Here is a 25,315-nt window from a genome sequence, read left to right as displayed (position 1 = left end):
CGGGTCCGATAAATGGACCCGCTTTTTATTATATCCATTCCAAAATTTCAATCCGGTTGCCGAAGGGATCGGATAAATATATGCGATTCGCCCCTGGCAACCTCTCGTCATCTGTAAAAGAAATATGCTTAGCAATTAAATGTTGTTTAAAGTCATTAAGATTTTCAACTTCAAGTGCTGGATGGGCTTTTCTCGCGGGAATGAAATCATCCTCCGTTCCGACATGGATTTTGATCGATCCCGATTCGAACCATAACCCGCCATTGGCCCTTAAAGATGGAGGTTTATTCACTTCCTGGAACATTAATATCTCAGTGAAAAACTTCCTTGATTGGTCCTCGGTATTTTTAGGAGATGCTAATTGGTAATGGTCGATTGACTTAAAAATGAAGTGCATCTTGCTACCCCTCCTGATTCCTTATATATCCAATTTTAAAGGAAAAAGATCAATAAGAATAGGTTATTTTTTTAATTGCTATCGATTAGATTCCCTTATGTTTTTAATCTTGAATTGTTTATGAAAGCATGAATCTAATGTTTATGGGTAAATGAGTATTAAAATGAAAAAAAGGAGTGATCGTACATGCTGAAGAAAAATACCTTAAAAACGACGAAAAGGGATGATATGATTGATGTTACGACAGAAGTACAGGCATTCATAAAGGAAAATGGGATTCAAGAGGGGATAGCTCTTATATATTGTCCACATACGACAGGAGGGATCACGATTAATGAAAATGCTGATCCCGATGTCAAAAAGGATATGCTAAGAAGACTGGATGAGCAATACCCTTGGAATCATACATTGGATTTACATATGGAAGGAAACACGGCAGCCCATTTGAAATCAAGTACGGTTGGTTCTTCACAACAGGTGATCATCCATAAAGGGAGCTTAATCCTTGGTACTTGGCAGGGCGTATATTTTTGTGAATTCGATGGTCCCAGAGAAAGGCAATATTTTATTAAATTATGTGTCGAACGGTAAAATGGAAGATACAGCAAGGATGAAGTGGGAGGAAGCGGATTGGACGATGTTTGGATTGAAGGAAACAAATCATTATTGAGGAATGTTAAACAAGCCGATTTAAAACGTTTATGGAGCCTGAAATATGGAGAAGCCGATCCAGAATGGAAAAAATGGGATGCACCTTATCATCCTCTTGAACTCATTGATTTCCATACGTATATCGAAAAAGAAAAGATGCATAGAACCTATGATGAGAAAATGGGGGTTTACTCTGAGCTAATAATGGAAAAAAACGATCAAATAATAGGTTCTGTTGTGTATTACTGGGAACATGAACCTTCACGTTGGCTTGAAATCGGAATTACGATTTTTGAGCCCGAGCATTGGAATGGGGGTTATGGAACAGAAGCGTTAATGTTGTTCATAGGCTATTTATTCGAAAAAATGGAGATTGAGCGGGTTGGGCTGTCGACATGGTCAGGTAATGAACGTATGATGGCTGTTGGGGAAAAGCTAGGCATGCAAGTAGAGGGAAGAATGAGAAAATGCCGTTATTATGATGGTCATTATTATGATTCAATCAGAATGGGAATGCTACGGGAAGAATGGGAAACATCAAAATTTAGAAGTTAATTGCCAAGTGAAAATTTTTCCTTTATTTCCTTGGTAAAAATTTAGCACTGTTTTCTCCTATATGGTCTGTTATCCTAGGAAGATGCTTAACGAGGAGGTTACAAGATGAAATTATCAGTATTAATAACCGTGATAATGACTCTAAGTGTCATCGTACTTGGGATAGCTTTTCCTAAGGGAACGGCCAGTATAGCTTCTGATGGAGCAACCAAACATGTCATTAAACAAGGTGAATCGATATGGGATATTGCGAAGCAGTACGGAGTCCCTATCAAAAAGTTAAAAGAAGTCAATAATAATATAAATAATGTTGCAGAACCTGGTAAAACGTTGATTATTCCACATGTAATGAATGAAAATGATAAAGAATTATTAGCAAGGCTTGTGCATGCGGAAGCCAAAGGGGAGCCCTACAGAGGAAAGGTGGAAGTGGCAGGAGTAGTTTTGAATCGCCTTGATAGCAATGAATTCCCTGATACGGTGCGGGAAGTGATTTATCAAAAAAACCAATTCTCTCCCGTTGGTGATGGCAGTATTAACAAAGCAGCTGGAGAAGATGCCAAGAGAGCTGTCAATGAAGCATTGGCGATTCATGGCTATACAAATGATGCCTTATATTTTTGGAATCCTAGTATTTCGGACAGCGAATGGATGAAACAATTGGAAGTCATAAAAATCATCGGCGGCCACCACTTTGCCATATAAACGACATCTCAAGAACCGGCTTACCATTTGGGATGCCGGTTCTTTATTTATGCAGCCTTCCGCTAATCGATATCGGCCCCCATTTCACGGGGATTCAGTTCATAAATGCCGTTCTCACGATACATGATGCTTCCGAAAATGAATTCACGCCTTATCGTTGCATAATCATCATGGAATGACTTGATGAATTCATTCAGTTCTTTTTCTGGATATTTACGTCCCTTTTCCAAAAGGCTGGCAATATGATGAAGAACGATCATTTTCTTTTTTCTTTGTGCTGTTATGGTTTTTAGTCGACCATCAGGTGTTAAGAAGTTTTCAAGGATTTTTTTATGCTCTGAAATCAGCTTTTGAATAACCATTTTATTGGAGTCCCCCTTAGTTGAAACCATTTTAGGCAATGCTGAAGAATAATGTTGCAGGACATCTTCATTCAAAAAATAATAGGCAGTATTTTTTTCCTCCGATCCTTCACTAAATTATGTCTTTCAATTTCGTTAGATGGTCGGGGCCGTCAATTTTACTATTCCCACAAGTGCATGTCCGTGTTTTGGACCGTTTGCCAGAATGGATATAATCCTAATCCTGGTCACATCACCAATCGTTTTGTGGAAAGCGACCAATTTTTCTAGTTGCACTTTTTACCCTCCTAATTAGTGAATGATAATCAAGTTAATATTCACTTTCCTATATTGCTTGGCAGATCTGATGTATAATTTAGGTGAATATAAAAAAATTTCGGGATTAAGGAGCTGTAACATGGCTAATACACATGTTTATACTAAAAAAGAAGAAGTGGTCAATGCGATAACCCACGGTGTAGGTGTTTTATTGAGTATTGCTGCACTTGTGTTTTTAATCATATTCTCAGCTCAAACAGGATCGCCTTGGCATATAGTCATTTCAGTCATTTATGGTGTTTCCATGCTCCTTTTATACGTCTCTTCCACTTTAGTGCATAGTTTTCCAGAGGGAAAAACGAAGGATATATTTGAAATCTTTGATCATTCAGCCATATATATATTCATTGCAGGAACATACACGCCCATCATGCTTCTTGTGATCCAAGGGTCACTAGGCTGGACACTGCTAGGTATAATTTGGGGAGTTGCAATCATTGGCGTCGTCTTCAAAGCTTTCTATGTGAAAAGATTCCTCTTTCTTTCGACGGTTCTCTATATTGCAATGGGGTGGATGATCGTTATCGTTTGGGGACCACTTACAGCGACTATGCCTTCAACCGGTATCCAGTTACTGATTGCAGGGGGCTTGCTTTATACATTTGGAGCCATCTTTTATGTTTGGCGGGGGTTTCCATTCCATCACGCGGTTTGGCATGTATTCGTGCTTGGGGGATCTGTCACACACTTTTTTGCCGTATTGTTTTATATCCTTCCACTATGATCACTTGGTCGATTTGATGGATCTGAGAAATTCTTTTGGTTTTAAATGACTCCTATTAGGAAATAAATAAGGTATACAGACTAAAGGAGGAAAAAACTAATGAGCAGATCAATCAAAATATTATCAGTGCCGTTTGCCGCTATGCTTGTTTTGGCTGGATGCGGCGAAGAAAACGATGAAGTGAAAAACCCGCCGGTTCAGGAAAATGAAAATCAAGCGGAGAATAATTCTGAAACAGGAACGGATAATAATGAAAAACTGCCTTTCACTTATAAGGATTTTCAATTAGAAGTGGATTATACAGGTAATGATAACGAATACGAAGCTGAATATGATACCATGGGCGCTCAAACAGAAGCTTCGATCGAGGACAAACTTAATAAACATGAAGTTCACGGTGATGAAGCAATGAAAGAATTGACCCCGATCCTAGAAAAATTGACTTTCACCAAAGATTCAACAGAGGAGGAAGTCATTCAAGAAGTAACAAAAGCCTTTGATTTGAAGGATGACTATCAAGAATTTGATTTAGAGGTCGTTTTCGATGATGGTACGAAAAAAGTATATAAAGTGAATAATAAGTAACTAAATCCGTTACAATATTCTTTCTAAGCAATAAAATGGTAGCATGTTTATGTGGGTCCACAATAGTTGTCAAATTACTGTTCCTATAGTAAAATGATTACGGTTAGCAAAGGGGAAAATATACATTTGCTATTCATATTCGGACTTATGGGGATAGGACCGCAATAAATACTTGCAAAAAAGATTCTTTTTTAAGGGTCTTTTTTTTTCGTAAGTGTTCGGGAATTTGTAATTATGAGAAAAATGTAAATAAATGAAAGAGGGGGTACCACAAGCGGTACCCTCTCTTTCATTTACCCATCATTGGGAAAGTGGTGTATTTTTCTTTGGCAGCATATTAGCCGAAGCTAACCTTGAACGGATTGTAATGCCAAGCCAAGATGCAAGGAATGCCTTTAAAACCCCTACGATTATAAAGGGGGCAAAACCGCTGGCAAATGCCACTGGCCATGATAATGAACTCATATATTTTAACCAAACCGTACCGATAACCAAAGTAAGTATCATCCCGATTGTATTTGCAAGGAAAGCCATTGCAACTGAGAAACGCGTTTTTTCCAATATCAGACCTGTTATATATACTGTCGGGATATAAGATAATAAATAACCGCCAGTCGGACCGAATATCTTAGCTAGCCCTCCAGACATTTCAGCGAAAACTGGTACTCCCGCTGCTCCTATGAACAAGTATAATAAAACTGAAGAGGTTCCATAGCGTGAACCGAGTATCGTTGCTGCCAGTCCAACAGCTAGAGTCTGTCCTGTAATCGGTACTAAGGGCAGTGGAATTGTAATTTGGGCAAGTATCCCTATAAGTGCTGCAAATAAAGCTGTAATCATCATCATTCTTAACTTCTCATGACTTTCCTTCATCGTGCTTCCTCCTAATGTAAACCTGGTTGTGTAACGAGTTAACATATAATGAATTTTAATATGTTAAGCAAACACTGTCAATGATATTATGAATTTTATTTCAATAATGTTTTTTGGATGATATAGTCTGTAACAAGGGCGAGAAGAAAAAAGGTGAAGCTTAAAAACTTGGTAAATAAATGAAACTTTTTGAAGGCTTTATTCGTATGAATGGTAAGCAAAGTAAATGGAGGGGATTATAACCACAGACTATCAATGTTGGTAAAAAGCTTAACCTAGGTTCTTAAAGTAGTAAACGGCTTGGAAAAATTGAAGTTAAGGGATGAAAGAGATGGAGTTATTGGGGGTTCCATTAGAAACAGTCTATTTATATGGATTAATTATATTCGGGGGTCTAACATTCTTATTTATCTTGTTTAATGATATATTTTCCGGCCTTGAATTACCGAATATATTTAATCCAACTCTCATTTTTAGCTTTTTGACCGTGTTTTTTGCGAGTGGGTTTTTGCTTGAATCGCTTTCAGAACTTAATGCTGGATTAAATGCCGGCATTTCCCTGCTCGTTTCCTTTACCATCGTCACTTTACTGAATGTATTTGTTTTGATTCCCATCTCATCAGCGGAAGAAAGTTTGACATTTCATGATAATGACCTGAGAGGGAGGGTCGGCAGGGTTCTGACATCAATCCCGGTTGACGGGTTTGGGGAAGTCCTGATTGAAAGCATCAGTGGAAGCATCGCGAAAACTGCGGCCAGTTATAAGAATGAAGGAATTGTTTCGGATACAAAAGTCTTGATCATCGAAGTTAAAAATGGGGTTGTCTATGTTATGCCCCACCAGGATTAGAAAAATGGTAGGAGGTAGGGTATGTTTGATTTGATTTGGATTGTTGTCGCCATTGTTGCATTTTTACTTATCGCACTTATTGCTGTCTTTGTTACGAAATACCGCACGGCCGGTCCTGATGAGGCATTGATCGTGACCGGAAGCTACTTAGGAAGCAAAAATGTTCATATCGACGAATCAGGAAATAAAATTAAAATTGTCCGCGGTGGGGGCGCTTTCGTTCTCCCGGTGTTCCAGCAAGCGGAACCACTAAGCTTGTTGTCAAGCAAGCTTGAGGTCTCAACTCCTGAGGTATATACGGAACAGGGAGTTCCTGTCATGGCTGATGGTGTATCGATCATCAAGATTGGCGGTTCAATCACCGATATCGCCACTGCTGCGGAGCAATTCCTTGGTAAATCCAAAGATGACCGTGAACAGGAAGCTCGGGAAGTCTTGGAAGGACATCTTCGTTCCATCCTTGGTTCGATGACAGTCGAAGAAATTTATAAAAACCGTGAAAAGTTTTCCCAGGAAGTACAGAGGGTAGCCTCACAGGATTTAGCTAAAATGGGACTCATTATCGTATCGTTCACCATCAAAGATGTCCGGGATAAAAATGGATATCTTGAATCGCTTGGTAAACCAAGGATTGCGCAGGTGAAGAGGGATGCCGATATAGCTACCGCCGATGCAGAGAAAGAAACGCGAATCAAGCGAGCAGAAGCATCGAAGGAAGCTCAGCGAGCCGAGCTTGAAAGGGCGACTGAAATAGCCGAAGCCGAAAAAATCAACAAACTAAAGGTAGCGGAATTCCGGCGTGAGCAGGATATTGCCAAAGCACGAGCTGACCAAGCATACGATCTTGAAACGGCCAGATCTAAACAGGATGTAACAGAACAGGAAATGCAAATCAGGATCATCGAGCGTCAGAAGCAAATAGAGCTGGAGGAAAAAGAAATCCTTCGCCGTGAAAAGCAATATGATTCAGAAGTGAAGAAAAAGGCGGATGCCGACCGTTATGCGGTAGAGCAGGCAGCTTCTGCCAACAAGATGAAACAGATTACAGAAGCGGATGCAGATAAGTATAAAATTGAAGCCATGGCGAAAGCGGAAGCGGAACGTGTTCGTATGGACGGTCTTGCTAAAGCGGACGCACAAAGGGCACAAGGTACGACAGAAGCGGAAATTATCCGGTTAAAAGGGGTAGCGGAGGCAGAAGCGAAGCAGAAAATCGCTGAAGCTTTTGAACAGTTCGGGCAAGCCGCTGTAATGGACATGATTTTGAAAATGCTGCCGGAATATGCAAAACAAGTGGCTAGCCCGCTTAGTAATATAGACAAGATCACTGTAGTGGATACAGGTGGAAGCGGTGCGAATGGCGGGGCTAATAAAGTGACTGGATATGCAACGGATTTAATGGCAACATTACAGGAGTCGTTAAAGGCATCTTCGGGAATTGATGTCAAAGACCTGCTTGAAAATTTCTCGGGAAAGAGGAATTTACCTTTTTCAACCATCAATCAAGATAGTGTTGAAGCGAATAAGGACTTGGCAGCAGGCAAGGAAGAATAACAGGGAAAAATGTAAGGGGGGTAAGAGCACTATAAGCTCTTACCTTTTTTAAATCGTGTATTTTAAGAAATAGCCGGATCAGTTTACCTGAAATTTTATAATTAACAAATATGTTCATCATACTCGGTTCTCAAGAAATTTAACAATTTTTGTTTTTGATGGGAATAATGAAAACAATTGAAATAGAAGGAAAAGTCGTCAAAGAAGAGTGGATTTTTATCCTCGAAGCCATAATTATTTAAAAAATCAGAAATTATTTTCTCTTGATCCACTAAGGCGAACAATCCGGATACATATAAATGATAACTGAATTTATCATATAAAAAAAGGTATCCTGTATCATCAAAAATATTTTTCACTGTATGATCATCCAATTCTAACTCACTCCTTCCTTACCAATATACCTTTTTATCGATGAAATTATTCAGTGATCATCTTACGGGGAATATTATTATATTTAATGCTACGTGTTTTTTATACCTTCAATGCATTAAGGGTATGAAATAAATGCAGCTAGCAATTATCGGGAACGAAAAAAGCACATCCAATCAGGATGTGCTTTTAAAAAAAGTACTATTTGTACATTTCAGCCACTTGTTTTTGCAATTCGCTATTTTCAAGGTACTCATCATAACTCATTTGCTTATCGACAGTACCTTTTGGTGTAAGTTCAATGATTCGGTTCGCTATAGTTTGGATGAACTGATGATCATGAGAAGAGAAGATCATAGATCCTTTAAAGCTGATCAAACCGTTGTTCAATGCCGTAATCGACTCTAAGTCCAGATGGTTAGTAGGTTCATCAAGCATAAGGACGTTCGAACCGCTTAACATCATTTTGGAAAGCATACAGCGGACTTTTTCGCCCCCTGAAAGTACACTTGCCTTTTTCGTGACTTCATCGCCGGAGAATAACATTCTGCCCAAGAAACCGCGCAGGAAACTTTCGCTCTGGTCATTAGGAGAATATTGACGGAGCCAGTCGACAAGATTTAAATCTACACCTTCAAAGAATTCAGCATTATCCTTAGGGAAGTATGCTTGTGAGGTCGTAACGCCCCATTTGAATGAGCCGCTATCCGGTTCAATTTCACCTGCCAAGATTTTGAACATTGTTGTTTTAGCGATCTCATCTTTGCCGACAAATGCAATCTTGTCGCCTTTATTCATCGTGAAGCTGACGTTATCCAATATTTTTACGCCATCGATCGTTTTCGAGATTCCATCTACACGAAGCAGGTCGTTCCCGATTTCACGATCAGGTGTAAAGCCGACATAAGGATAGCGGCGAGAAGAAGGCTCTATGTCATCCAAGCTGATTTTGTCCAATAATTTCTTACGGGATGTCGCCTGGCTCGATTTGGATGCATTGGCACTGAATCGAGCGATGAAATTTTGAAGCTCTTTGATTTTTTCTTCTTTTTTCTTATTGGCATCTTGAGTCAGTTTAAGAGCAAGCTGGCTTGATTCATACCAGAAGTCATAGTTACCGATATAAACTTTGATTTTACCGAAATCAAGATCTGCGATATGTGTACAAACTTTGTTAAGGAAGTAACGGTCATGGGAAACTACGATAACGGTGTTTTCAAAGTTGATTAAGAATTCTTCCAGCCATTTGATCGCTTTTAAGTCCAAATGGTTGGTAGGCTCATCCAGTAAAAGAACATCCGGTTTACCGAATAATGCCTGGGCAAGCAATACTTTAACTTTGTCGCCACCGTTCAATTCAGCCATTTTCTTTGTATGCAGGTCTTCTGCAATGCCAAGGCCTTTTAAGAGGATTGAAGCTTCAGGTTCAGCTTCCCAGCCGTTTAATTCGGCAAATTCACCTTCAAGTTCGGCCGCTTTCATTCCGTCTTCGTCCGTGAAGTTTTCCTTCATATAGATGGCATCTTTTTCTTGCATGACTTCATATAATCTTTCATGTCCCATAATGACAACTTTAAGGACTTCTTCCTCTTCATAAGCGAAGTGATCTTGTTTTAGAACGGCAAGGCGTTCGCCAGGCCCCATATGGACATCACCGGATTGCGCTTCAATTTCACCTGAAAGGATTTTTAAGAAAGTGGATTTACCTGCACCATTCGCACCAATCAGGCCATAGCAGTTACCAGGCGTGAATTTTATATTAACATCTTCAAACAGTTTACGATCTCCATAACGTAAACCAACATTATTTACTGTAATCATTTATTTACATTCCTCCAAAATACTTTTGTTTCAACGTGTCCAATACTTTGTTTGATTAGTTTTACGCTGATTCACACAAACAGCAGCTTATGTCCAATAATTTTTTAAATGCCGTTCGTTAAATTGTATCTTATTTCTTAGGAAAATTAAAGGCAGATTAGCAAAAACAAACGTTTATAAGCAAAAATTACACAAGGATTTAATTTTGTTTATAAATTGTCACCAAAAATGTAAGGTGTTTTTCTTGCTTGAGAAAAATATGGGTATAAAGACTCATTACGCACCAACTTTATAATTGGTAATATTGGTAACTGTAACTAACGCAACGGGAGGATCATATATGAGCGATTCAGTAGGCTTTTGGAAACGTTTTTTTGCAGGATTTTTGGATGGCATAATAGTATCTTTACCAATAGCGATAATTTTCGGGTTGATTACCGGTGATTGGGAAAATGACAACTTTTCAACGTTTTTCAACTTTCTTTACATGCTGATTGTCCCGATATTATGGTATGGCTATACAGTGGGTAAAAGGATGATGGGAATACGAATAGTAAGGATGGACGGCAAAAAATTAGGAATAGGCACAATGCTATTGAGGTATTTTGTTGCTGCTTTGGTTTATGCCATTACATTAGGGATAGGGTTTATTGTTAGTGCATTCATGGTCGGATTGAGGAAAGATCATAGAGCGATACATGATTTCATTGCAGGTACATACGTGACATCAAATAAACCATGATTGATTGAAAAGCAGTTTAATAGCTGTTTCAGACTGTAGACAAACTAGGAAATCAAGTTTGTCTACAGTTTTTTTTAGGGTTTATAAAAATTCTACCGTTTGATTGGAACTTAGGGCATTCGCTTACCGTGGGCGATCTGCCCTCGACGCGCTTTCCCCGCAGGAGTCTCGCGCACCCGTTCCAATCAACTTCCATTTAACATATAGATAGAACTCCTTTAGCCTACATTCTTTTTTGTTTTAAAATAGAAGTATTAAACTAGGTGATAGGGATGCTTTCGGCAAATATCTTCTTTTGATACTCTTGGGCGGCCAGATTGTCATTCAGTTTGAGCAAAAGCTCGGTACCACCTTGAACTAATAATGATGATTATATTAGGAGCTATATGGTTTATACACGGACAAGAGGTAAAAAAATATCGTCGATAATTTCTGTGATTGCTTTATCAGATAACATCTCATGAGTTGTAAGCAGTTCGTATCGTAGTAAATCTGAGGGAAGTGAAATAACCCTCTCAGTGATTCTTTTCTGATTGACCTCTCCCCGTATCTCAGCATTTTTTAAAATTGTCCTCATGGCTATTGTCAACATGTCGTCAGTTCTCGGCTGTATAAGTTGTGGCAATGAAGAAATTAACTCCTTGCCATGATAGTCGACCATAATACCATGTATGGTTTCAGCACCGATCAATTGTAGAGGTTTCGCTATTCCGTGAAGAAACATAAGTAAATCCTTGCGCAGATCCCCTGTATTCGGAGCATCAATTGCGGGCTTAGGTACAAATTTGATTATTGCTGCAATGACAAGTTTAGCCTTATTTGGCCAGCGACGGTATATAGCATTTTTGTTTGTCTTTGCCCGTGTGGCGATTCCCTCCATTGACAGACGTACGTAGCCAACCTCGTTAAGTTCATCCCAGGCGGCCTGCAGAATTGCATTTTCCAGTATATCACCACGTCGTCGTTTGCCTACGTTTTCACCCTCATCACTAATAGATTTGCGAGGTTGAGAAAACCGTTCACTCTTTTTTTCAACCATATTTCTGACCTTCTTTCAATAATTTTATTATTTTCTATTGCTAGTTTGTGCATACATCATATCATATACACATTATGTATCAACACTCACCGTACCTTATATAGATCAGAGGAGAATTTATAAAACATGAAATAAGACTGAAACCGGCGATACTTAAGGTAGCCGTGTGTTTGTGTTCTAATCCTCATCATGAAAAGATTCCTGGGGTTTGAATAACTTCTCATACCTTGTTCGATCCGCACTTATTTCTTCCTTTCCTAAATTTTTCTATTGTTTTTCGGATGAAAATATAATAATATTGGCACATAGATACGGAACGTTCCGTACCTTAAATTTATTTATATAAACGAGAGGAGTATTTACATGAAAAAAAATAAAGCAAATACTACTGTATTAATCTCAGGAGCAAGTATCGCCGGACCGACCCTGGCCTATTGGCTTTGCAAATATGGATTTGATGTAACCGTAGTTGAATTAGCAGGGACGATCCGAGGCGGGGGCTATCCTATAGATATTCGGGGGACAGCCATCGATGTGGTCGAGCAGATGGGGATACTTGAGCAACTTCAGGCAGATCATATCAATTCTCAGAAGATTACTTTTCTCAATCCCGACGGTGGCATTGCCGGCGTTATCAAACCGGAGGAGCTTACCGGTGGCGAGGAAGGACGAGACATCGAAATGCCACGGGGCAGTCTGACGGAATCGCTTTTTGATCTGACGAAGAGCCAGCCGATCCGATACCAATTCAATGATTCAATCACCGCACTAAACGATGACGGCACAGGCGTGGACGTTATTTTCAAGAGTGGCCTACGTAGCAGATTTGACATCGTCATTGGTGCTGATGGCTTACATTCAAACACGCGTCGTCTTACGTTCGGTGAGGAAGAACAGTTCAGCAGATATCTCGGTTATTGTTTTAATGGCTTTTCCATTCCAAATGATCTAGGCCTCTCCCACGAGTCCGTCACCTACGCTACACCGGGTCGGATTGCCGTGTTGTCAGCCTCTGGAGATAGCGACACGCTACATGCCTTCCTAACGTTCGCATCTGAGCAACCGCCTTTTTCAAAGAAGCATGATGCAAACAAGCAACGTAAGTTGACCGCCGAGATATTTGCCGAAAGTGGCTGGGAAATCCCCCGTCTTGTAAAGGCGATGCTGGAATCCGACGATTTGTATTACGACGTTGTCAGCCAAATTCATATGCCTCGTTGGTCGTCGGGTCGTGTAACGCTGGTCGGCGATTCAGCTTATGCACCGTCTTTCATGGCTGGGCAGGGATCAAGTCTTGCGCTGGTGGGGGCGTATATTCTGGCCGGTGAACTGGCATCCCATGAAGAACACGGAAAGGCTTTCGCTGCTTATGAGAATATCATGCGACCGTTTGTTGAAGCGAATCAGGCCTTGGCTGGTCCCGGTGCGGCCTTCCTCTTCCCACGCACCAGTGAGGAGATCAAAGTCCGTAATCAAGCTCTTTCTGCTTTGCAGTCATCAGATCATGAAAATATGCCGGGCGATGGGGATGTGCACAGCTCGCTTCGCCTACCTAATTACGTTACAGGGCTCAAGAGGGCAGAGAAAAGAGACTAAAGTCCTTGAGAAGAAAAGAGGGTTGAGCGTCCTTTAAAAGTTCTATAAAGCACGTTATTTTATTAAGTAAATGTCACCGGTGTGGAATGTAGAAGTATTATGAAAGCCTAAAAAATATAAGGATGAAATTAGGCCACTGGTTAAAAAGGGAAAGTACATCTGATTAAAAGTGGATTAGGGAATTGTTGAGTAACAATAGAGTTGTTCCGAAACCTGATTAGTTATTGTGCTTATGATATATCCCCCATATATAGGGGTACTGGCCACATCGCCATCAAGCTAAGGTGAATTTGTACCATCATAACGAAAAAAACGCTATTCTTTTTGTAGAAATATACAGGAAGAATGGCGTTTTCTATGAGCTTTTCTGTTTCAGACGAAATGAATCTCTTTTCTCAAGAACTTCAAAACTACTTATCTCCGTCTTCTGTACAACAATTAGCTAAGGAAGTTGGTTTTGTTCAACGTACAAGTAAATATCAAGCACAAGAATTAATTGCTTTATGTGTGTGGCTTAGTCAACAGGTCGCGAGTACACCACTCACACAATTGTGTAGCCGTCTCGAAGCATCTATAGGTGTCCTCATGAGCCCCGAAGGGCTTAATCAACGATTTAATGGTTCAGCCGTACAGTTTCTTCAACAAGTTCTAGCTAATCTTCTCACTCAAAGAATTCATTCAACACAAGAAATACTTCATCCATACTCCACGACTTTTAAACGTATTCGGATCCTAGATGATTGTTTAGGAACATTTTTTAATTTTAAGGTGTCACGAAAAGGTGACACCCTCATTATTTATACAGTTTTCATCATATTTTTAAAAATATCAAAACATATGGGTTGGAAAGGGAAGGACGAGAAGGACGTTAAGAAGGCTTTAAAGCTGTATGATGAAAGAGAATCTAACAGTTTGAGCGTTAATGATATAGCCAAAATGACAGTGTCCCACGTTCCACTATTTATGCTTAAGTGAAAGCGATGACTAGCCATAGCTAATCGTCTTTTTTTTTGTGGAACTTGGTTGTGTAAAACAAGCGTTAAATCGTACTTAGGGCTAGTTAAAGCAATAATTGATCTTGCTGTTAACCTGATTAGCCTGTAATGGGGGTACGGAAACGATTCGCAGATTGAGAGACCACTATGGAAAACACAGCCAAACATGAACAATTAGACGTTAAAAGACAATAAAATTGCTCCATTAAAGGGCGCGATTTGAGGTTTACTGTTGTAGCAAGACTTCTAGACACATCTAACTAACTTTTCCAAAATTTGATTTGACACCGATTATAAATAGAAAAATTTATAATGTAAATTATAAATAAAACAATAATAATAAAATATGTTGATATAAATTATAAAAAAATTATTAAATTATAAAAAAATTTTTAGAATTTTCATTATACAATGAAAACAATTCAACTGGGAGGTAAAATGAAAGCGGAAACAAATGATAAAATTATATGTTATGGAGGTACAGAATTTCATACTTAAGGAAGGCAGGGACGACAGCTTGTGCAATGAAGATGGTATTATTTAAGGCGTCGATATATAAAGTAAAAGGATAATGGTGCAGGGATTGGGCAATGTTGGCGACTATCTTGCCAAATATTTGTCTTATCCCACTTTACAAGAATACGTAAAGGTGGGTTTTTATGTCATTTGCCACAGAAAAAGAGAATGCTACGGAAATAGTGACGGATGCGAAACTGAAAACACGTAAAGGTGTATTTTTGCCGGCTTTTCTCCTTGTAGGGGGAGGGGCAGTTCTTGGAATCGTTAACAATAAACTGTTGACTGACATTACTATGAACGGGTTTATAGGGTCTTTACGTGGGCTTGGATGGCTTTATCAAATTATATCCATTGTGGCATTAGCAATTGTAATCATCGTAACGTTTTCAAAATTAGGTAATATCCGTTTGGGTGGGAAAGACTCTAAACCAAAGTATAAGTTTTCTGTTTGGTTTGCGATGGCATTGACTGGTGGAATCGCAACAGGAGTCATAACGTATGGAGTGAATGAACCGATTATTTACTTTGGCAACATTTATGGTGAAATGGAGCAAACCGGAGTGGAACCAGGTACGAACCTCGCAGCGATCTATGCCATGGGACGCAGTTTTTACAATTGGACATTCATCCCGTATGCAATGTATTCGTTGAGCGGTTTAGTCGTTGCTTATATGTATTATAATCGTAAGAAATCATTGTCTGTAACGTCAACGTTAACGCCGTTGTTTGGGGATAAAGTAACGAAGGGAATCTGGGCTAGTATAATCGACACATTAGCTGTGTTAGCCATCGCACTCGGATTGGCATCTTCGCTAGGCGCAGGACTGTCACTGGTCGGGTCAGGTATCGAGGCGATATATGGTATCACCCAAGGACCGCTCATGTGGCTCGGGCTAACCTTTGTGATTACGGCAATATTTACTATATCCTCGTTAAAAGGATTAGATAAAGGGATTCGCTGGTTGTCAGATATCAATGTAAAAGTCTTTTATATCCTTCTCTTTGCACTCATAATTTTAGGACCAACGTTATTTAGCTTACGCACATCCACTGCTGGTTTAGCTTACTGGCTGCAGAACTTCTGGGGATGGGGACTTGATCCAGGTAATATAGGTGGAGAAGCCCTAGTGATGTGGTGGACATTGTATGATTGGGCGATTTGGATTGCTTATGCACCGGTAATGGGTATTTTCCTTGCCGTCATCTCGCAGGGCCGCACGATTCGTGAGTTTATGATTGTCAACTGGATTTTGCCTTCTGTATTTAGCATTGTTTGGTTCGGTGTTTGGGGAGGAACGGCCTTACACTGGCAACAGAACAACGTTGTTGATTTAGTGAAAACAATTAAAGACGGTGGAGCAGTGGCAGGTTTATGGGCATTTCTAGCCAATATGCCTTTAGGCTCAGTCATTATTCCAGTTGTGATGATCACATTGATTCTTTCCTTTGCTACGGCTGCTGATTCAATGGTCCGCACAATTGCTACGATGTGTACTGTAAATATTCGACATGACGAAGAGCCAGTAAAATGGAAAAAGCTTTTATGGGCACTATCTATTGGGACCATTGCGTTCGTTATGGTAGCCTACGCTGGTGGGGCACAAGGGGTTGATGGTGTTAAGTATCTAGCTGCACTTGGCGGCTCAGCCGTCCTGTTTGTTTTCGTGTTGCAAGTGGTGTCTGCTATTAAAATGTTCTTCATTGATAAAATTGAAAAGTGAAGTAAGGGAGGAGAAAAATATGCATGACAAAGATAAAAAAAAAGTAACCCTTGGTGAGCCGATTAGTCTCGAAGAATTTGTTGCTGTTGCACGTTTTGGTGCCTTAGTTGAATTTTCCGATTGCTACTGTCAACGGGTAGAATTGTCTAGTCAACACGTCGAAAATCGGATAAAAGAAGGAAAGGTAATGTACGGTGTCAATACTGGTTTCGGTGCTCTTTCTACAGAGTTGATATCCCTGGAAAAAACGGCTCAATTACAAAGGAATATCCTTCTCTCCCATGCCACGTCAGTAGGAGAACCGCAAGCGGTGGAAGTCGTACGGGCTACGATGCTCATGGTTTTGCAAAATTTGGGACAGGGGTATTCAGGGGTGCGAGTTGAAACTTTGGAAATGTATCGACAGTTTTTAAATCTCCACCTGACCCCTTTTGCCCCCCGGGAAGGATCTGTCGGGTATTTATGTTCGGAAGCCCATATAGCGCTTGTATTGATTGGCGAAGGAATGGCGTATGTGAACGGAGAGCTCCTACCTGCGAAGGAAGCTTTACACAGAGTTGGTATGAAACCGATTGTGCTTTCAGCAAAAGAGGGATTGGCGCTTATCAACGGGACAACAAGCCCTACAGGCATTGGAGCATTAGCATTGTATGATATGTTAAAGGCGGCTAAGGTCGCCGATATTATCGGAGCTATGACTCTAGAGGTGTTAAAGGGAACCACTCGTGCTTTTGACGACCGGTTGATGAGCGTTCGCCCTCATGAGGATCAAAGAAATACCGCGTTTAACATTCGAAAAATGTTAAGCGACTCCATGATTGCCAAGAAGTCCGTCGATTATCGATTACAAGATGCGTTGTCTTTGCGTGCTATTCCCCAGCTACACGGAGCCGCCAAGAAAACACTACACGATGCATGGAAAACGATCGAGATTGAGATGAATGCATGTTGTGACAACCCGATTTTATGGCCAGACGAGGAACTCGGCGGAGCAATATCAGGAGCTAATTGTGATTCGTCGTATGTGGGAATCGAGTTAGATTCCGCATGTATTGCTGCCACAGCAATTGCCAAGATGTCAGAGAGGCGGAACAATCGTCTCATCAACGGTCAGCTTTCCGGCTATCCTTCCTTTCTCATACATAAAGGGGGACTCAACTCTGGACTGATGATTCCGCAGTATACACAAGCCGGTCTTTTAAATGATATGAAAATATTATCCCATCCGGCTACAGTGGATAACATCCCGACCAGCGCTGATCAGGAAGATTATGTAGCAATGGGATACAATGCGGCGAAAAAAGCGCGCGAAGTGACTGAAAAGCTTGAATATGTGCTAGCCATTGAACTGTTATCTATTTATTCCGCCCATCAGTTCGTGGACAGCAATTTATTACCTGGTTCTGCTTCAAGGGCTGTTTTAACCCGGATTGCCCAATCGGTGCCAAAAATGGAGGAAGACACGTACCTTTATCCTCATTTACAAACGTTAAAGGAGATAATCCATTCCGGCGAAATCATCGGTTGCGTAGAAGATACAATTGGAAAACTACTTTAGGATCGAGTTGGGGTTTCCTTAAGGGTAGCGTCAAGGAAAAAGCGGATTTAAAACGGTGAAATTTTTCCATCATAAAAAATCCCGATTTATCTATGAAAAAAAGATAAAATCGGGATTTTTTTCTAGCGCTCACCGTTAACTAAATGATACCTACAAATACTTTTCTCTGATTCTAAAAAGGGCATCTACAATGTTTTAAACGGTCCTGGTGTAAAAACATTCACTAGAAACACAGTTCGACATTCTGTTCTTTCGAATTAGAGGATTAACAAGTTTATCCAAACAGTTTATGGATGAATTCTTTTTAATTATGGAAGACCTTACCGGCTGGTGAGTACCTGCCCTTTTTTATCATATGCATAGCTTTGTATGCTTTCATACTCCTAGTGTAGCTGTTACAGCATGTGTAAGTGGAGTTGATAACTCTGCTAATACTTATGCGATAGATGCTTACGAGGATGACGGTCTTAGTCTACCTTCAAAAAAGGTAGGTGCTATAATTGTGAATAGTAATCCTAATAGATGTGTTACTTTTCCAATAAAAGCGGTAGCTGATGGAGATAATAAGAAAGCAGAAGTACATGTTCGAATTGGAAATGTTTGATATTCTGATAGTTCAGTGAAAGCTGGAATTCCTGTTAATAAATAATGTGTTTGAAACCCCTAAGTGCTAAGGGGTTTTTTCGTTGCAACGATGTTCATTACTACCACTATTTACGCTAAAGTGAAAGAGATGACTAGCAATAGCTAATCGTATTTTTTTTCCACTATAAGTTTTTGAGGGTTCGTTTTTTAATTAAGTTTATTTCATGAGATCATAATTAATAGCTAGAACATATCTGGTATATATTCTTCTTCTAAACAATCATTTATGCCTATACAAAAACGGTTTTAATAGAAGTGAAAAACTCAATTGCAGATTCTCCTTGCTTACTATTACTTCTGTAACAGGATTAGTGTTTATTTTATTATTAGATGCATCCTTAATTATCTCGGGAGCAGTAATAATTCTCATTAGTTTAGTAGCAATATATCTCAGTATGTTTGACCGATCTAAGGATAAAAGAAACGCTTTGGAAGTATAAGGCATAAAACCTTCTGGAAAACAGGAGACGGTTTGAGACCAGTGATACAGTCTATATAAATAAGAAATGGAAGTTGATAACCTACTATAATAAGGTAAGACGGGGGAGGAAATGCCCGTAGTGATTGAAGAACAGCGAAATAAATTTATAAAGCTCGTCCAACAAGGTTTGCTCGATGAAGCAATTTCCGGGAGATTTACATAAGAGTAGTTTTTTTTCGTGGTCCTCATTGTGAGGACTTTTTTTGTTGCAAATATAAATACCCAATTAATTCTAGGTATATTTGGGATTGAGCGTATATTGTATTGGATGCATGTTAAAAGGATTATTTTAAAAATAAGCCCAATATACTATGGTTGGTTTGATATACAAGAAATGGAAAAATAGAGAGGGTCATTTTAATGAGTAATATCTGATTTGCTTTATTTTTATTAGTTATGGTTGCACTTGCAACATTCATCCTTATAGGTCTTTTTTTATTAATTTTAAAAAAACGGTAAAGCTAAGAAACGTTTTCTTTTTGCCGGAGTTTCTTTTGTAGTAATGGTAATAGGCGCTGTATTTATGGTCGCATTCCAATCGGATGAACAGAATAGGAAGAAGCTGAAGCCGAACAAAAAGCTAAAGAGGCTGCCGATAAAGGAGAAGCATCAATGGTGTATAAACCCTGTAATCGACTCACTTCCCTTTACCATATTTCGCTAATTATGTTAATGTTCAGTTAATGAAAAAGGGGGGTGAAACGAATGATGAAGAAATTCATATTTGCTATGATCTTTTCCGTCGTTTTTCTTTTCGGGATTACAGCATTTGAAAATGAAGCATCTGCAGATTTTCACGGATATTATAAATTTGCCACGGGGGACGGAAAATGGGATGGAAAAGTGTGGGTTCGTAATGGAGGAAACGTACGATTTGAAATACAAAACTACCAACATAACTACGTGGGCAAAGTTTCCGTACGGTTATGTAGTTCCTCAACAGGAAATTGCACGTCGTTTAAAAATATTGATGGCCCCGGAAGCGTGATGTTTAATAATATGGTGGGAGGAACATATTACGGGGACATCATCAGTAGAGAGTCAAGTGAAGTTAAGGGAAGAGTAGGCTTTGGTAGTTCTTAACAAACGAAATAGACCAATTTATGAACTGCATCCCCATTGTTAGACACCATCAAACAATTGGAGGTGCTTTTTTTATGACAAAATATTCATTAGAGTTGAAATTAAAAGCTGTCCTTGCTTATTTAGAAGGAATGGACTCATTCAGAACTGTAGCCAATCCATTTAATATCAGTTTGACTCCTTTAAAGCAATGGGGGGCGCATTATAAATAACATGAGGTAGAGGGGCTAATGTCACCAATACAAATAATGATATTAGCTTTAAGATGGATGTACTAAACTATATGAACAATTTTGGAGTGTATAGTACCCATGCAGCTGCTGTGTATAACATTGCTTCTCCTTCCACTATTCCTAATTGGCTAAAGCAATGGGAGGAGTACGGAGTTGACGCTTTTTAAACGAAGAAAAAACCAGTAGAAGGGTCATTAGAGGCATTACAGGCTGAAAATGAAAGATTGCGTGCAGAAAATGCATATTTAAATATTGTAAATTGTAAAACGGAGGGAGGCTTTAAGATTTATGGACTAACAATCATTTAAACTATGATAAACGGAAAAATTTTAATTTTTAATTCCGTCTCAATATTCAAGAATACTCGCTACAATGAGATTCAATAAAAAAAGCTTCTAAGGGAAAGAACTTAGAGGATATCGATGATGCAAATAAGAGCCAAACATCCAAGGGAGCAGAAATTAAGTTCAAGGTAATTGCTACGGTAGAAGGGAAGGAGAAGCTTCATGACATAAGAGCAGTAGCCGTGCCTGGGGATAGCGGAGAGCCAGTTGTAACTGTGATGTTACCTTAGGAAGATTAATCGACATCTTTCATATGGAGAAGGAAAAGTCAATTAAAGCGTGCATCACAGACATTTAGTACACCGACGATCAATCCCATTGACACCAAAGGGACTGAATTCTGCTTTTCCCAATAAATAAAGTAAGTAACAAGCAGGGCGGTAGGTATGGTTTCCCCCTAAGTAATGCACGATCAGGGTTCGCCTGCTTGATGGATTTGACATCTTTTTGATATACAATAATCTCACTGCATATCATATATGAGTAAAGAAAATAGTATAATTGCCATTATCATCATGCCATCGATAAAAGTGATATCCACTGATGAAATAAAAAACTTCCTATTTTCAGGATGGTAATGGTATTTTCCAAGATGTACTATTATATATTCCTCTTTTGAATTTCTGAAAAGTATTCAAAGCTTTTCCTCTTGAAAGCATCTTGGATGCTCTTTCATTAGCCAACGTATTATAGTAAAATCCAATCTGGAATATATGGTTTATTCTTCAAATTATTTGAAATAACAGAAAAGGTAAATTTCAACTATATCATTCTATGTCTCCAGATTTGTCAACCATTGGCTTTTCTGATAGTATAAATGTCCATTTCGTCTAGCATCGGCATTTATTAAATAAGATAAAAAGACAAGGAAGGGGAAGTGATTTTAATGGGAAATCACCCTGATTTTGAACAGGAACAACAGCGGCTGGAGTTTACGAAGCGTTATATGGACGTAGTCATCAAAACATCGGAAACAAGCAAAGATCAATTTCAGCGGAATATGCAAGAAGCTTTTGGAGATGCCGATTGGTCTGAATCAGGCTTATATTCTCAGTTGCTGACGACGGCCAACTTTTTTGAAATGTCCAAAACCGAACTTGAAAGTTTACGAAAAGCAAGTAAAAAGCCCTATTTTGCAAGAGTGGACTTTGAAAGGAATGACAGTGATAGTGGCGAAGTCCTTTATTTCGGAAAAACATCGCTTTATCAGAGGGAAAGCCAGGAACAGATCATCGTCGATTGGCGATCACCGATTGCAAACCTTTATTATGAGGGACGGATTGGTGAAATTGAATATGAAGCGGAAGGGGAAACATTCAGCGGGAACATCACTTTAAAAAGACAGCTTATGATAGAAGAAGGTGTTTTGCAGGAGATCAGGGACATTGATTTGACAACAACGGATGAATTGTTGCAGGAATCCCTATCTAAAAGTTCCAGCAATCGATTGACAGATATCATTACCACGATCCAGGAAGAACAAAATAAAATCATTCGTGCAGATTTGAATAAACCAATAATTGTCCAGGGCGCAGCTGGCAGTGGTAAAACTACAATTGCTTTACATAGGATCTCTTATTTCATATATCACTATAAAGACTTGTTCGATCCGCGGCAATTAATGATTCTTGCTCCTAGCCGGGTTTTCATTGATTACATATCAGAAGCTTTACCTGAATTGGGTGTTGAAAAAGTAAAGCAATTCACATTTTCCGAATATGTTCAGGCAGCAATAGGAAAGCAAGTGAAGCTTGTAGCGGATGATAAATTAACTCGATTGCTGGAAAAGGATGATGAAGAAATTGATTCAGCCGTCTGGATATCAGGTCTGAAGGGGTCGGTTGCATTTAAGACTATATTGGATGAATATGTAAAGGATATTTTCAGGGGTTTTCATCCGGATGCTGATTTTTATTGTGATAAATATCGCCTTTATTCCGCTAAGAAGTTCATTAGGTTATTGGAAGAGGATTATTGGTATTTACCGTTATACACCAGGCTGGACAAAATGAAAGCCATTTTACAAAATGAAGTGAAATTGAAAAAGAAAATAATGCTTGAACGTGCTGTTGATTTTTATGAGGCCAAAATTGAGAAGGCTCTCTATAAGAATATCGATCCAGTCATACGAAAGGATTTTGTTACAAAATGTCTTGATAAAAAAGAGGAAAGGATAGGACAGATCAAAAAGGCGATTCGTTCATCGGTAAAAGGGTATTTTAAGCAATTCAAAAGTAAAGATCTCCTGGATCACTATCAGGAATTGTACCAAAATCCGGAGCGTCTTGCCTTCTACAGCAACGGTAAACTAAATGTCGAAGATGCCAGAGTTTTATGTGAGTATAATCATAAATTATTTACGGCTAAGAGTTATGAGATGGAGGACTTAGGTGCATTATTGTATCTTCAGGAGCGGCTTTTTGGTGTCGCCAAAGAATACAAAGCAAAAAATGTGGTCATTGATGAGGCACAGGATTATAGTTTCATGCAGTTACAGGCACTCAAGACGGCAGTGGATACTGATATGTTCACCCTTGTGGGCGACCTTGCACAAGGCATACATTCATATCGGGGACTTCAAACATGGGAAGAGGTTCACAGTCGTATTTTCCCTAGGGCGACGTATACTGAATTACAAAAAAGCTACAGAACCACTGTTGAAATAATGAAAAGGGCTAATGAGATACTTCAGTTGTTAACATATGATTTTCCGGAAATTGAACCAGTAGTCCGCCATGGCATGGAACCAGAATTCATTTCCATTGAAAAAGATGGTTGGGAAGAAGAGCTGATCGAGCGTATCGAAAGTCTTAAAGGTGAAGGTTTTAAAACGTTTGCCGTTATTGCCAAAACGATGAAAGATTGCAAACTGGCAAACGAGAAACTTAGTGAATTCAATCAAAACTTCCATTTAATAGATGAAGCGGGAAACATCCCTAAAGATAAAACGTTGATAGTTCCGTCCTATCAAGCCAAAGGTCTCGAATTCGATGTGGTCTTTGCAATATCATTGGAAGAAGCGTATTGCCATGGAAATGAGCTTGATATCAAACTGCTGTACGTTACAATGACAAGGCCATTGCACCGGCTTTATTTTTTAGGCAATGAGAAAAAGGCTTTCCTTATCGAGACATGAAAAAGGGGGGATGTAACCGTCCTCCTCGGGATATGCTCACAGATGCAAAAGGATATCCTGAATATCTCCCCACCCGAAACCGACTTCGATGAGCTCGATGCCTGCCATTTTAACATTTTTTTCAGCTATCACTTGACCGCCAATGGCTCTGTAAAAACCGCATGAAGGATTATCCTTTAATGCCCATATTATTAAATTCTTATGTTTCATTTTCATAAGCTCATGGATGACCTCTTTTACCATTTTTCGGCCGTATCCCCGTCGCTGATATTCCTTTAATAAATAAATGGCATACACTTCACCTTGAATATGCGGATCATTCGATTGTTCAGGTCCACCGGCAGCGAAACCAACGATTTCCCCATTGTCGTTTTCCGCTACAAAGGTGGCATTATGCAGCATCTTTAAATTTCTTAGCCAGTTTTTCTTTTTGGCTTTCGGATTCAAGGAAAACAAATATTGATCCGGAAGGATTCCTTTATAAGTCGTTTTCCAGCTGTTTATATGTACATTTGCTATTCCATTAATATCTTCTTCCATTGCTTTCCTTATCTTCATAAAAACACCTTCTGATTTTCGTATTTTTCCTTAGGATATCATGGAAAAAGTGAATAAGCATTTAATTTATGTTTATAACTGCATGAGAAAGGATAAGAATTAAAAGAGTGATTTGATTCAACCAGATGAAGGGAAGGATGAGAAAGATGAAATTGAAAGTTGGTTTTTATTTTCCGGGCGGCAAAGAAATAGAGCATGAAGTAGAAGGCGATGACTCAACTCAAATGATTTCAAATATTCAAAAGCACCGTTATTATAATTTAGTTAAAGGCGATTGCCACTATGTCGTAGATACGGAAAAAGCAGCATATTTTTCTGTAACGGAAATATTGGATTGAGAATAAACCGCATTGGACTTTTGCTCCATTGCGGTTTATTCTTTTTGTTGTAAGGAAACCGGAAAAGGAGTATCGACAATGAAAATCAATTTTACCAAGAAACAGTATGAAACTTTATTCAAAATGGTTCAGTACGGATATTGGGTTGCCTCCGATACTGAAGATAATAAAGAATTCAGTGAGATGGAACAGTATCTCAATTCCTTTGCCAAAGATTTCGGCATGGAAGGAGTAAAGTTTGTGAAGGAATATGAAATTTATGATTTGAGCAGGGAGTTGGAGGATCAACTTCATGAAGTCATAGATGAGTATGAAGAAGGAGTGTTCAGGGATAAGCTTGCCTATCATATGGCTAGAAGAGAGTTCGCCGAGGAGTCGGAAAACCTTGAATACAATCAGGAGGAAGCGTTTAAACGTATCCTGGAGCTCGAAGAAAAATATCATCTTCATATTGAAGAACACGGATTAGTGAAATTGAAAATAGAACAATAAAAAGGGGGGACTTTATTTGTCCTCCCTCTAGACAAAACGAGTTTAGAATGGTTTTAATCCCTTTTTCT

General features: G+C 39.2%; 25 protein-coding genes and 2 pseudogenes. 19 read left to right on the top strand and 8 right to left on the bottom strand.

Annotated features, from left to right (window positions below; all coding sequences use genetic code 11):
• Positions 1-28: 28 nt before the first annotated feature.
• Complete coding sequence (locus IOC57_RS14425) at positions 29-397, bottom strand: VOC family protein (RefSeq protein WP_207439377.1); 369 nt, start codon at positions 395-397, stop codon at positions 29-31.
• 186 nt (positions 398-583) lie between these two features.
• Here IOC57_RS14425 and IOC57_RS14420 point away from each other — a divergent pair, with 186 nt between their 5' ends.
• The 3 genes from IOC57_RS14420 to IOC57_RS14410 all read left to right on the top strand — a co-directional run bounded on the left by IOC57_RS14420 (position 584) and on the right by IOC57_RS14410 (position 2,308).
• Entirely contained in the window at positions 584-988 is a 405-nt protein-coding gene (locus IOC57_RS14420; RefSeq protein ID WP_207439376.1) for a secondary thiamine-phosphate synthase enzyme YjbQ, read from the top strand.
• A gap of 39 nt (positions 989-1,027) precedes the next feature.
• A complete protein-coding gene (locus IOC57_RS14415; RefSeq protein ID WP_207439375.1) occupies positions 1,028-1,603 on the top strand; it encodes a GNAT family N-acetyltransferase in 576 nt (191 codons plus the stop codon).
• A 105-nt stretch (positions 1,604-1,708) separates the two neighbouring features.
• The gene (locus IOC57_RS14410) at positions 1,709-2,308 is read left to right on the top strand and encodes a cell wall hydrolase (protein WP_207439374.1); all 600 of its coding nucleotides are present in this window, start codon (positions 1,709-1,711) and stop codon (positions 2,306-2,308) included.
• Between the two features lie 62 nt (positions 2,309-2,370).
• Here IOC57_RS14410 and IOC57_RS26330 read toward each other — a convergent pair whose 3' ends face one another.
• On the bottom strand, positions 2,371-2,670 hold the full coding sequence (locus IOC57_RS26330; RefSeq protein WP_309487712.1) for a DUF2087 domain-containing protein: 300 nt from the start codon (positions 2,668-2,670) through the stop codon (positions 2,371-2,373).
• Positions 2,671-2,805: 135 nt separating this feature from the next.
• On the bottom strand, positions 2,806-2,946 hold the full coding sequence (locus IOC57_RS26325; protein WP_309487711.1) for a hypothetical protein: 141 nt from the start codon (positions 2,944-2,946) through the stop codon (positions 2,806-2,808).
• Positions 2,947-3,067: 121 nt separating this feature from the next.
• On the opposite strand from IOC57_RS26325, the gene trhA reads away from it, so the two are divergent.
• On the top strand, positions 3,068-3,712 hold the full coding sequence (gene trhA, locus IOC57_RS14400; protein ID WP_207439373.1) for a PAQR family membrane homeostasis protein TrhA: 645 nt from the start codon (positions 3,068-3,070) through the stop codon (positions 3,710-3,712).
• A 99-nt stretch (positions 3,713-3,811) separates the two neighbouring features.
• On the top strand, positions 3,812-4,297 hold the full coding sequence (locus IOC57_RS14395; RefSeq protein ID WP_207439372.1) for a YusW family protein: 486 nt from the start codon (positions 3,812-3,814) through the stop codon (positions 4,295-4,297).
• A gap of 300 nt (positions 4,298-4,597) precedes the next feature.
• On the opposite strand, the gene IOC57_RS14390 is transcribed toward IOC57_RS14395, so the two are convergent.
• A complete protein-coding gene (locus IOC57_RS14390; RefSeq protein ID WP_207439371.1) occupies positions 4,598-5,170 on the bottom strand; it encodes a biotin transporter BioY in 573 nt (190 codons plus the stop codon).
• A gap of 331 nt (positions 5,171-5,501) precedes the next feature.
• On the opposite strand from IOC57_RS14390, the gene IOC57_RS14385 reads away from it, so the two are divergent.
• Together IOC57_RS14385 and IOC57_RS14380 are read left to right on the top strand one after the other, a co-directional pair.
• The gene (locus IOC57_RS14385) at positions 5,502-6,020 is read left to right on the top strand and encodes an NfeD family protein (RefSeq protein ID WP_207439370.1); all 519 of its coding nucleotides are present in this window, start codon (positions 5,502-5,504) and stop codon (positions 6,018-6,020) included.
• A 21-nt stretch (positions 6,021-6,041) separates the two neighbouring features.
• Positions 6,042-7,574 carry a flotillin lipid rafts scaffold protein FloT gene (locus IOC57_RS14380; RefSeq protein WP_207439369.1) on the top strand — a complete coding sequence of 511 codons (1,533 nt, stop codon included), beginning with the start codon at positions 6,042-6,044 and terminating at the stop codon, positions 7,572-7,574.
• Positions 7,575-7,675: 101 nt separating this feature from the next.
• Here the strand turns inward: IOC57_RS14380 and IOC57_RS14375 are convergent, their stop codons facing one another.
• Both IOC57_RS14375 and IOC57_RS14370 read right to left on the bottom strand, forming a co-directional pair.
• Positions 7,676-7,948, bottom strand: a complete 273-nt coding sequence (locus tag IOC57_RS14375; RefSeq protein ID WP_207439368.1) for a hypothetical protein — start codon at positions 7,946-7,948, stop codon at positions 7,676-7,678.
• A gap of 199 nt (positions 7,949-8,147) precedes the next feature.
• Positions 8,148-9,767, bottom strand: coding sequence for an ABC-F family ATP-binding cassette domain-containing protein (locus tag IOC57_RS14370; protein ID WP_144527831.1), 1,620 nt, complete (start codon positions 9,765-9,767; stop codon positions 8,148-8,150).
• Positions 9,768-10,107: 340 nt separating this feature from the next.
• On the opposite strand from IOC57_RS14370, the gene IOC57_RS14365 reads away from it, so the two are divergent.
• Positions 10,108-10,509: an RDD family protein gene (locus IOC57_RS14365; protein WP_207439367.1), complete on the top strand. Its 402-nt coding sequence runs from the start codon at positions 10,108-10,110 to the stop codon at positions 10,507-10,509.
• 391 nt (positions 10,510-10,900) lie between these two features.
• On the opposite strand, the gene IOC57_RS14360 is transcribed toward IOC57_RS14365, so the two are convergent.
• Positions 10,901-11,548, bottom strand: coding sequence for a TetR/AcrR family transcriptional regulator (locus IOC57_RS14360; RefSeq protein ID WP_207439366.1), 648 nt, complete (start codon positions 11,546-11,548; stop codon positions 10,901-10,903).
• Between the two features lie 363 nt (positions 11,549-11,911).
• On the opposite strand from IOC57_RS14360, the gene IOC57_RS14355 reads away from it, so the two are divergent.
• The 9 genes and pseudogenes from IOC57_RS14355 (at position 11,912) to IOC57_RS14320 (ending at position 23,859) form a co-directional block, all read left to right on the top strand.
• Positions 11,912-13,144: an FAD-dependent monooxygenase gene (locus IOC57_RS14355; protein ID WP_207439365.1), complete on the top strand. Its 1,233-nt coding sequence runs from the start codon at positions 11,912-11,914 to the stop codon at positions 13,142-13,144.
• 29 nt (positions 13,145-13,173) lie between these two features.
• Positions 13,174-13,236 (top strand): annotated as a pseudogene (locus tag IOC57_RS26755) (hypothetical protein); the annotation flags it as partial.
• A 265-nt stretch (positions 13,237-13,501) separates the two neighbouring features.
• Positions 13,502-13,882: pseudogene (locus IOC57_RS14350) on the top strand (IS4 family transposase); the annotation flags it as partial.
• Positions 13,883-14,798: 916 nt separating this feature from the next.
• Positions 14,799-16,379, top strand: a complete 1,581-nt coding sequence (locus IOC57_RS14345) for a BCCT family transporter (protein ID WP_207439364.1) — start codon at positions 14,799-14,801, stop codon at positions 16,377-16,379.
• Positions 16,380-16,398: 19 nt separating this feature from the next.
• Positions 16,399-17,937 carry an HAL/PAL/TAL family ammonia-lyase gene (locus IOC57_RS14340; RefSeq protein ID WP_207439402.1) on the top strand — a complete coding sequence of 513 codons (1,539 nt, stop codon included), beginning with the start codon at positions 16,399-16,401 and terminating at the stop codon, positions 17,935-17,937.
• A 1,831-nt stretch (positions 17,938-19,768) separates the two neighbouring features.
• Entirely contained in the window at positions 19,769-20,146 is a 378-nt protein-coding gene (locus IOC57_RS14335; protein ID WP_207439363.1) for a hypothetical protein, read from the top strand.
• 74 nt (positions 20,147-20,220) lie between these two features.
• On the top strand, positions 20,221-20,358 hold the full coding sequence (locus tag IOC57_RS14330) for a hypothetical protein (protein WP_207439362.1): 138 nt from the start codon (positions 20,221-20,223) through the stop codon (positions 20,356-20,358).
• Between the two features lie 53 nt (positions 20,359-20,411).
• Positions 20,412-20,546 carry a helix-turn-helix domain-containing protein gene (locus IOC57_RS26535; protein ID WP_396020824.1) on the top strand — a complete coding sequence of 45 codons (135 nt, stop codon included), beginning with the start codon at positions 20,412-20,414 and terminating at the stop codon, positions 20,544-20,546.
• 1,063 nt (positions 20,547-21,609) lie between these two features.
• Entirely contained in the window at positions 21,610-23,859 is a 2,250-nt protein-coding gene (locus tag IOC57_RS14320) for a HelD family protein (protein WP_207439360.1), read from the top strand.
• Positions 23,860-23,895: 36 nt separating this feature from the next.
• Here the strand turns inward: IOC57_RS14320 and IOC57_RS14315 are convergent, their stop codons facing one another.
• Positions 23,896-24,417: a GNAT family N-acetyltransferase gene (locus IOC57_RS14315; protein ID WP_207439359.1), complete on the bottom strand. Its 522-nt coding sequence runs from the start codon at positions 24,415-24,417 to the stop codon at positions 23,896-23,898.
• Positions 24,418-24,563: 146 nt separating this feature from the next.
• On the opposite strand from IOC57_RS14315, the gene IOC57_RS14310 reads away from it, so the two are divergent.
• Entirely contained in the window at positions 24,564-24,755 is a 192-nt protein-coding gene (locus IOC57_RS14310; protein WP_063234469.1) for a hypothetical protein, read from the top strand.
• Between the two features lie 78 nt (positions 24,756-24,833).
• Positions 24,834-25,247: a hypothetical protein gene (locus tag IOC57_RS14305; RefSeq protein WP_207439358.1), complete on the top strand. Its 414-nt coding sequence runs from the start codon at positions 24,834-24,836 to the stop codon at positions 25,245-25,247.
• The last annotated feature ends 68 nt before the right edge of the window (positions 25,248-25,315 follow it).

The sequence above is a fragment of the Bacillus sp. SD075 genome, assembly GCF_017355165.1.
Lineage (GTDB): Bacteria > Bacillota > Bacilli > Bacillales > DSM-1321 > Peribacillus.
Note: the sequence above shows the minus strand (reverse complement) of the source record. Positions and strands in the feature narration are given on the sequence as shown.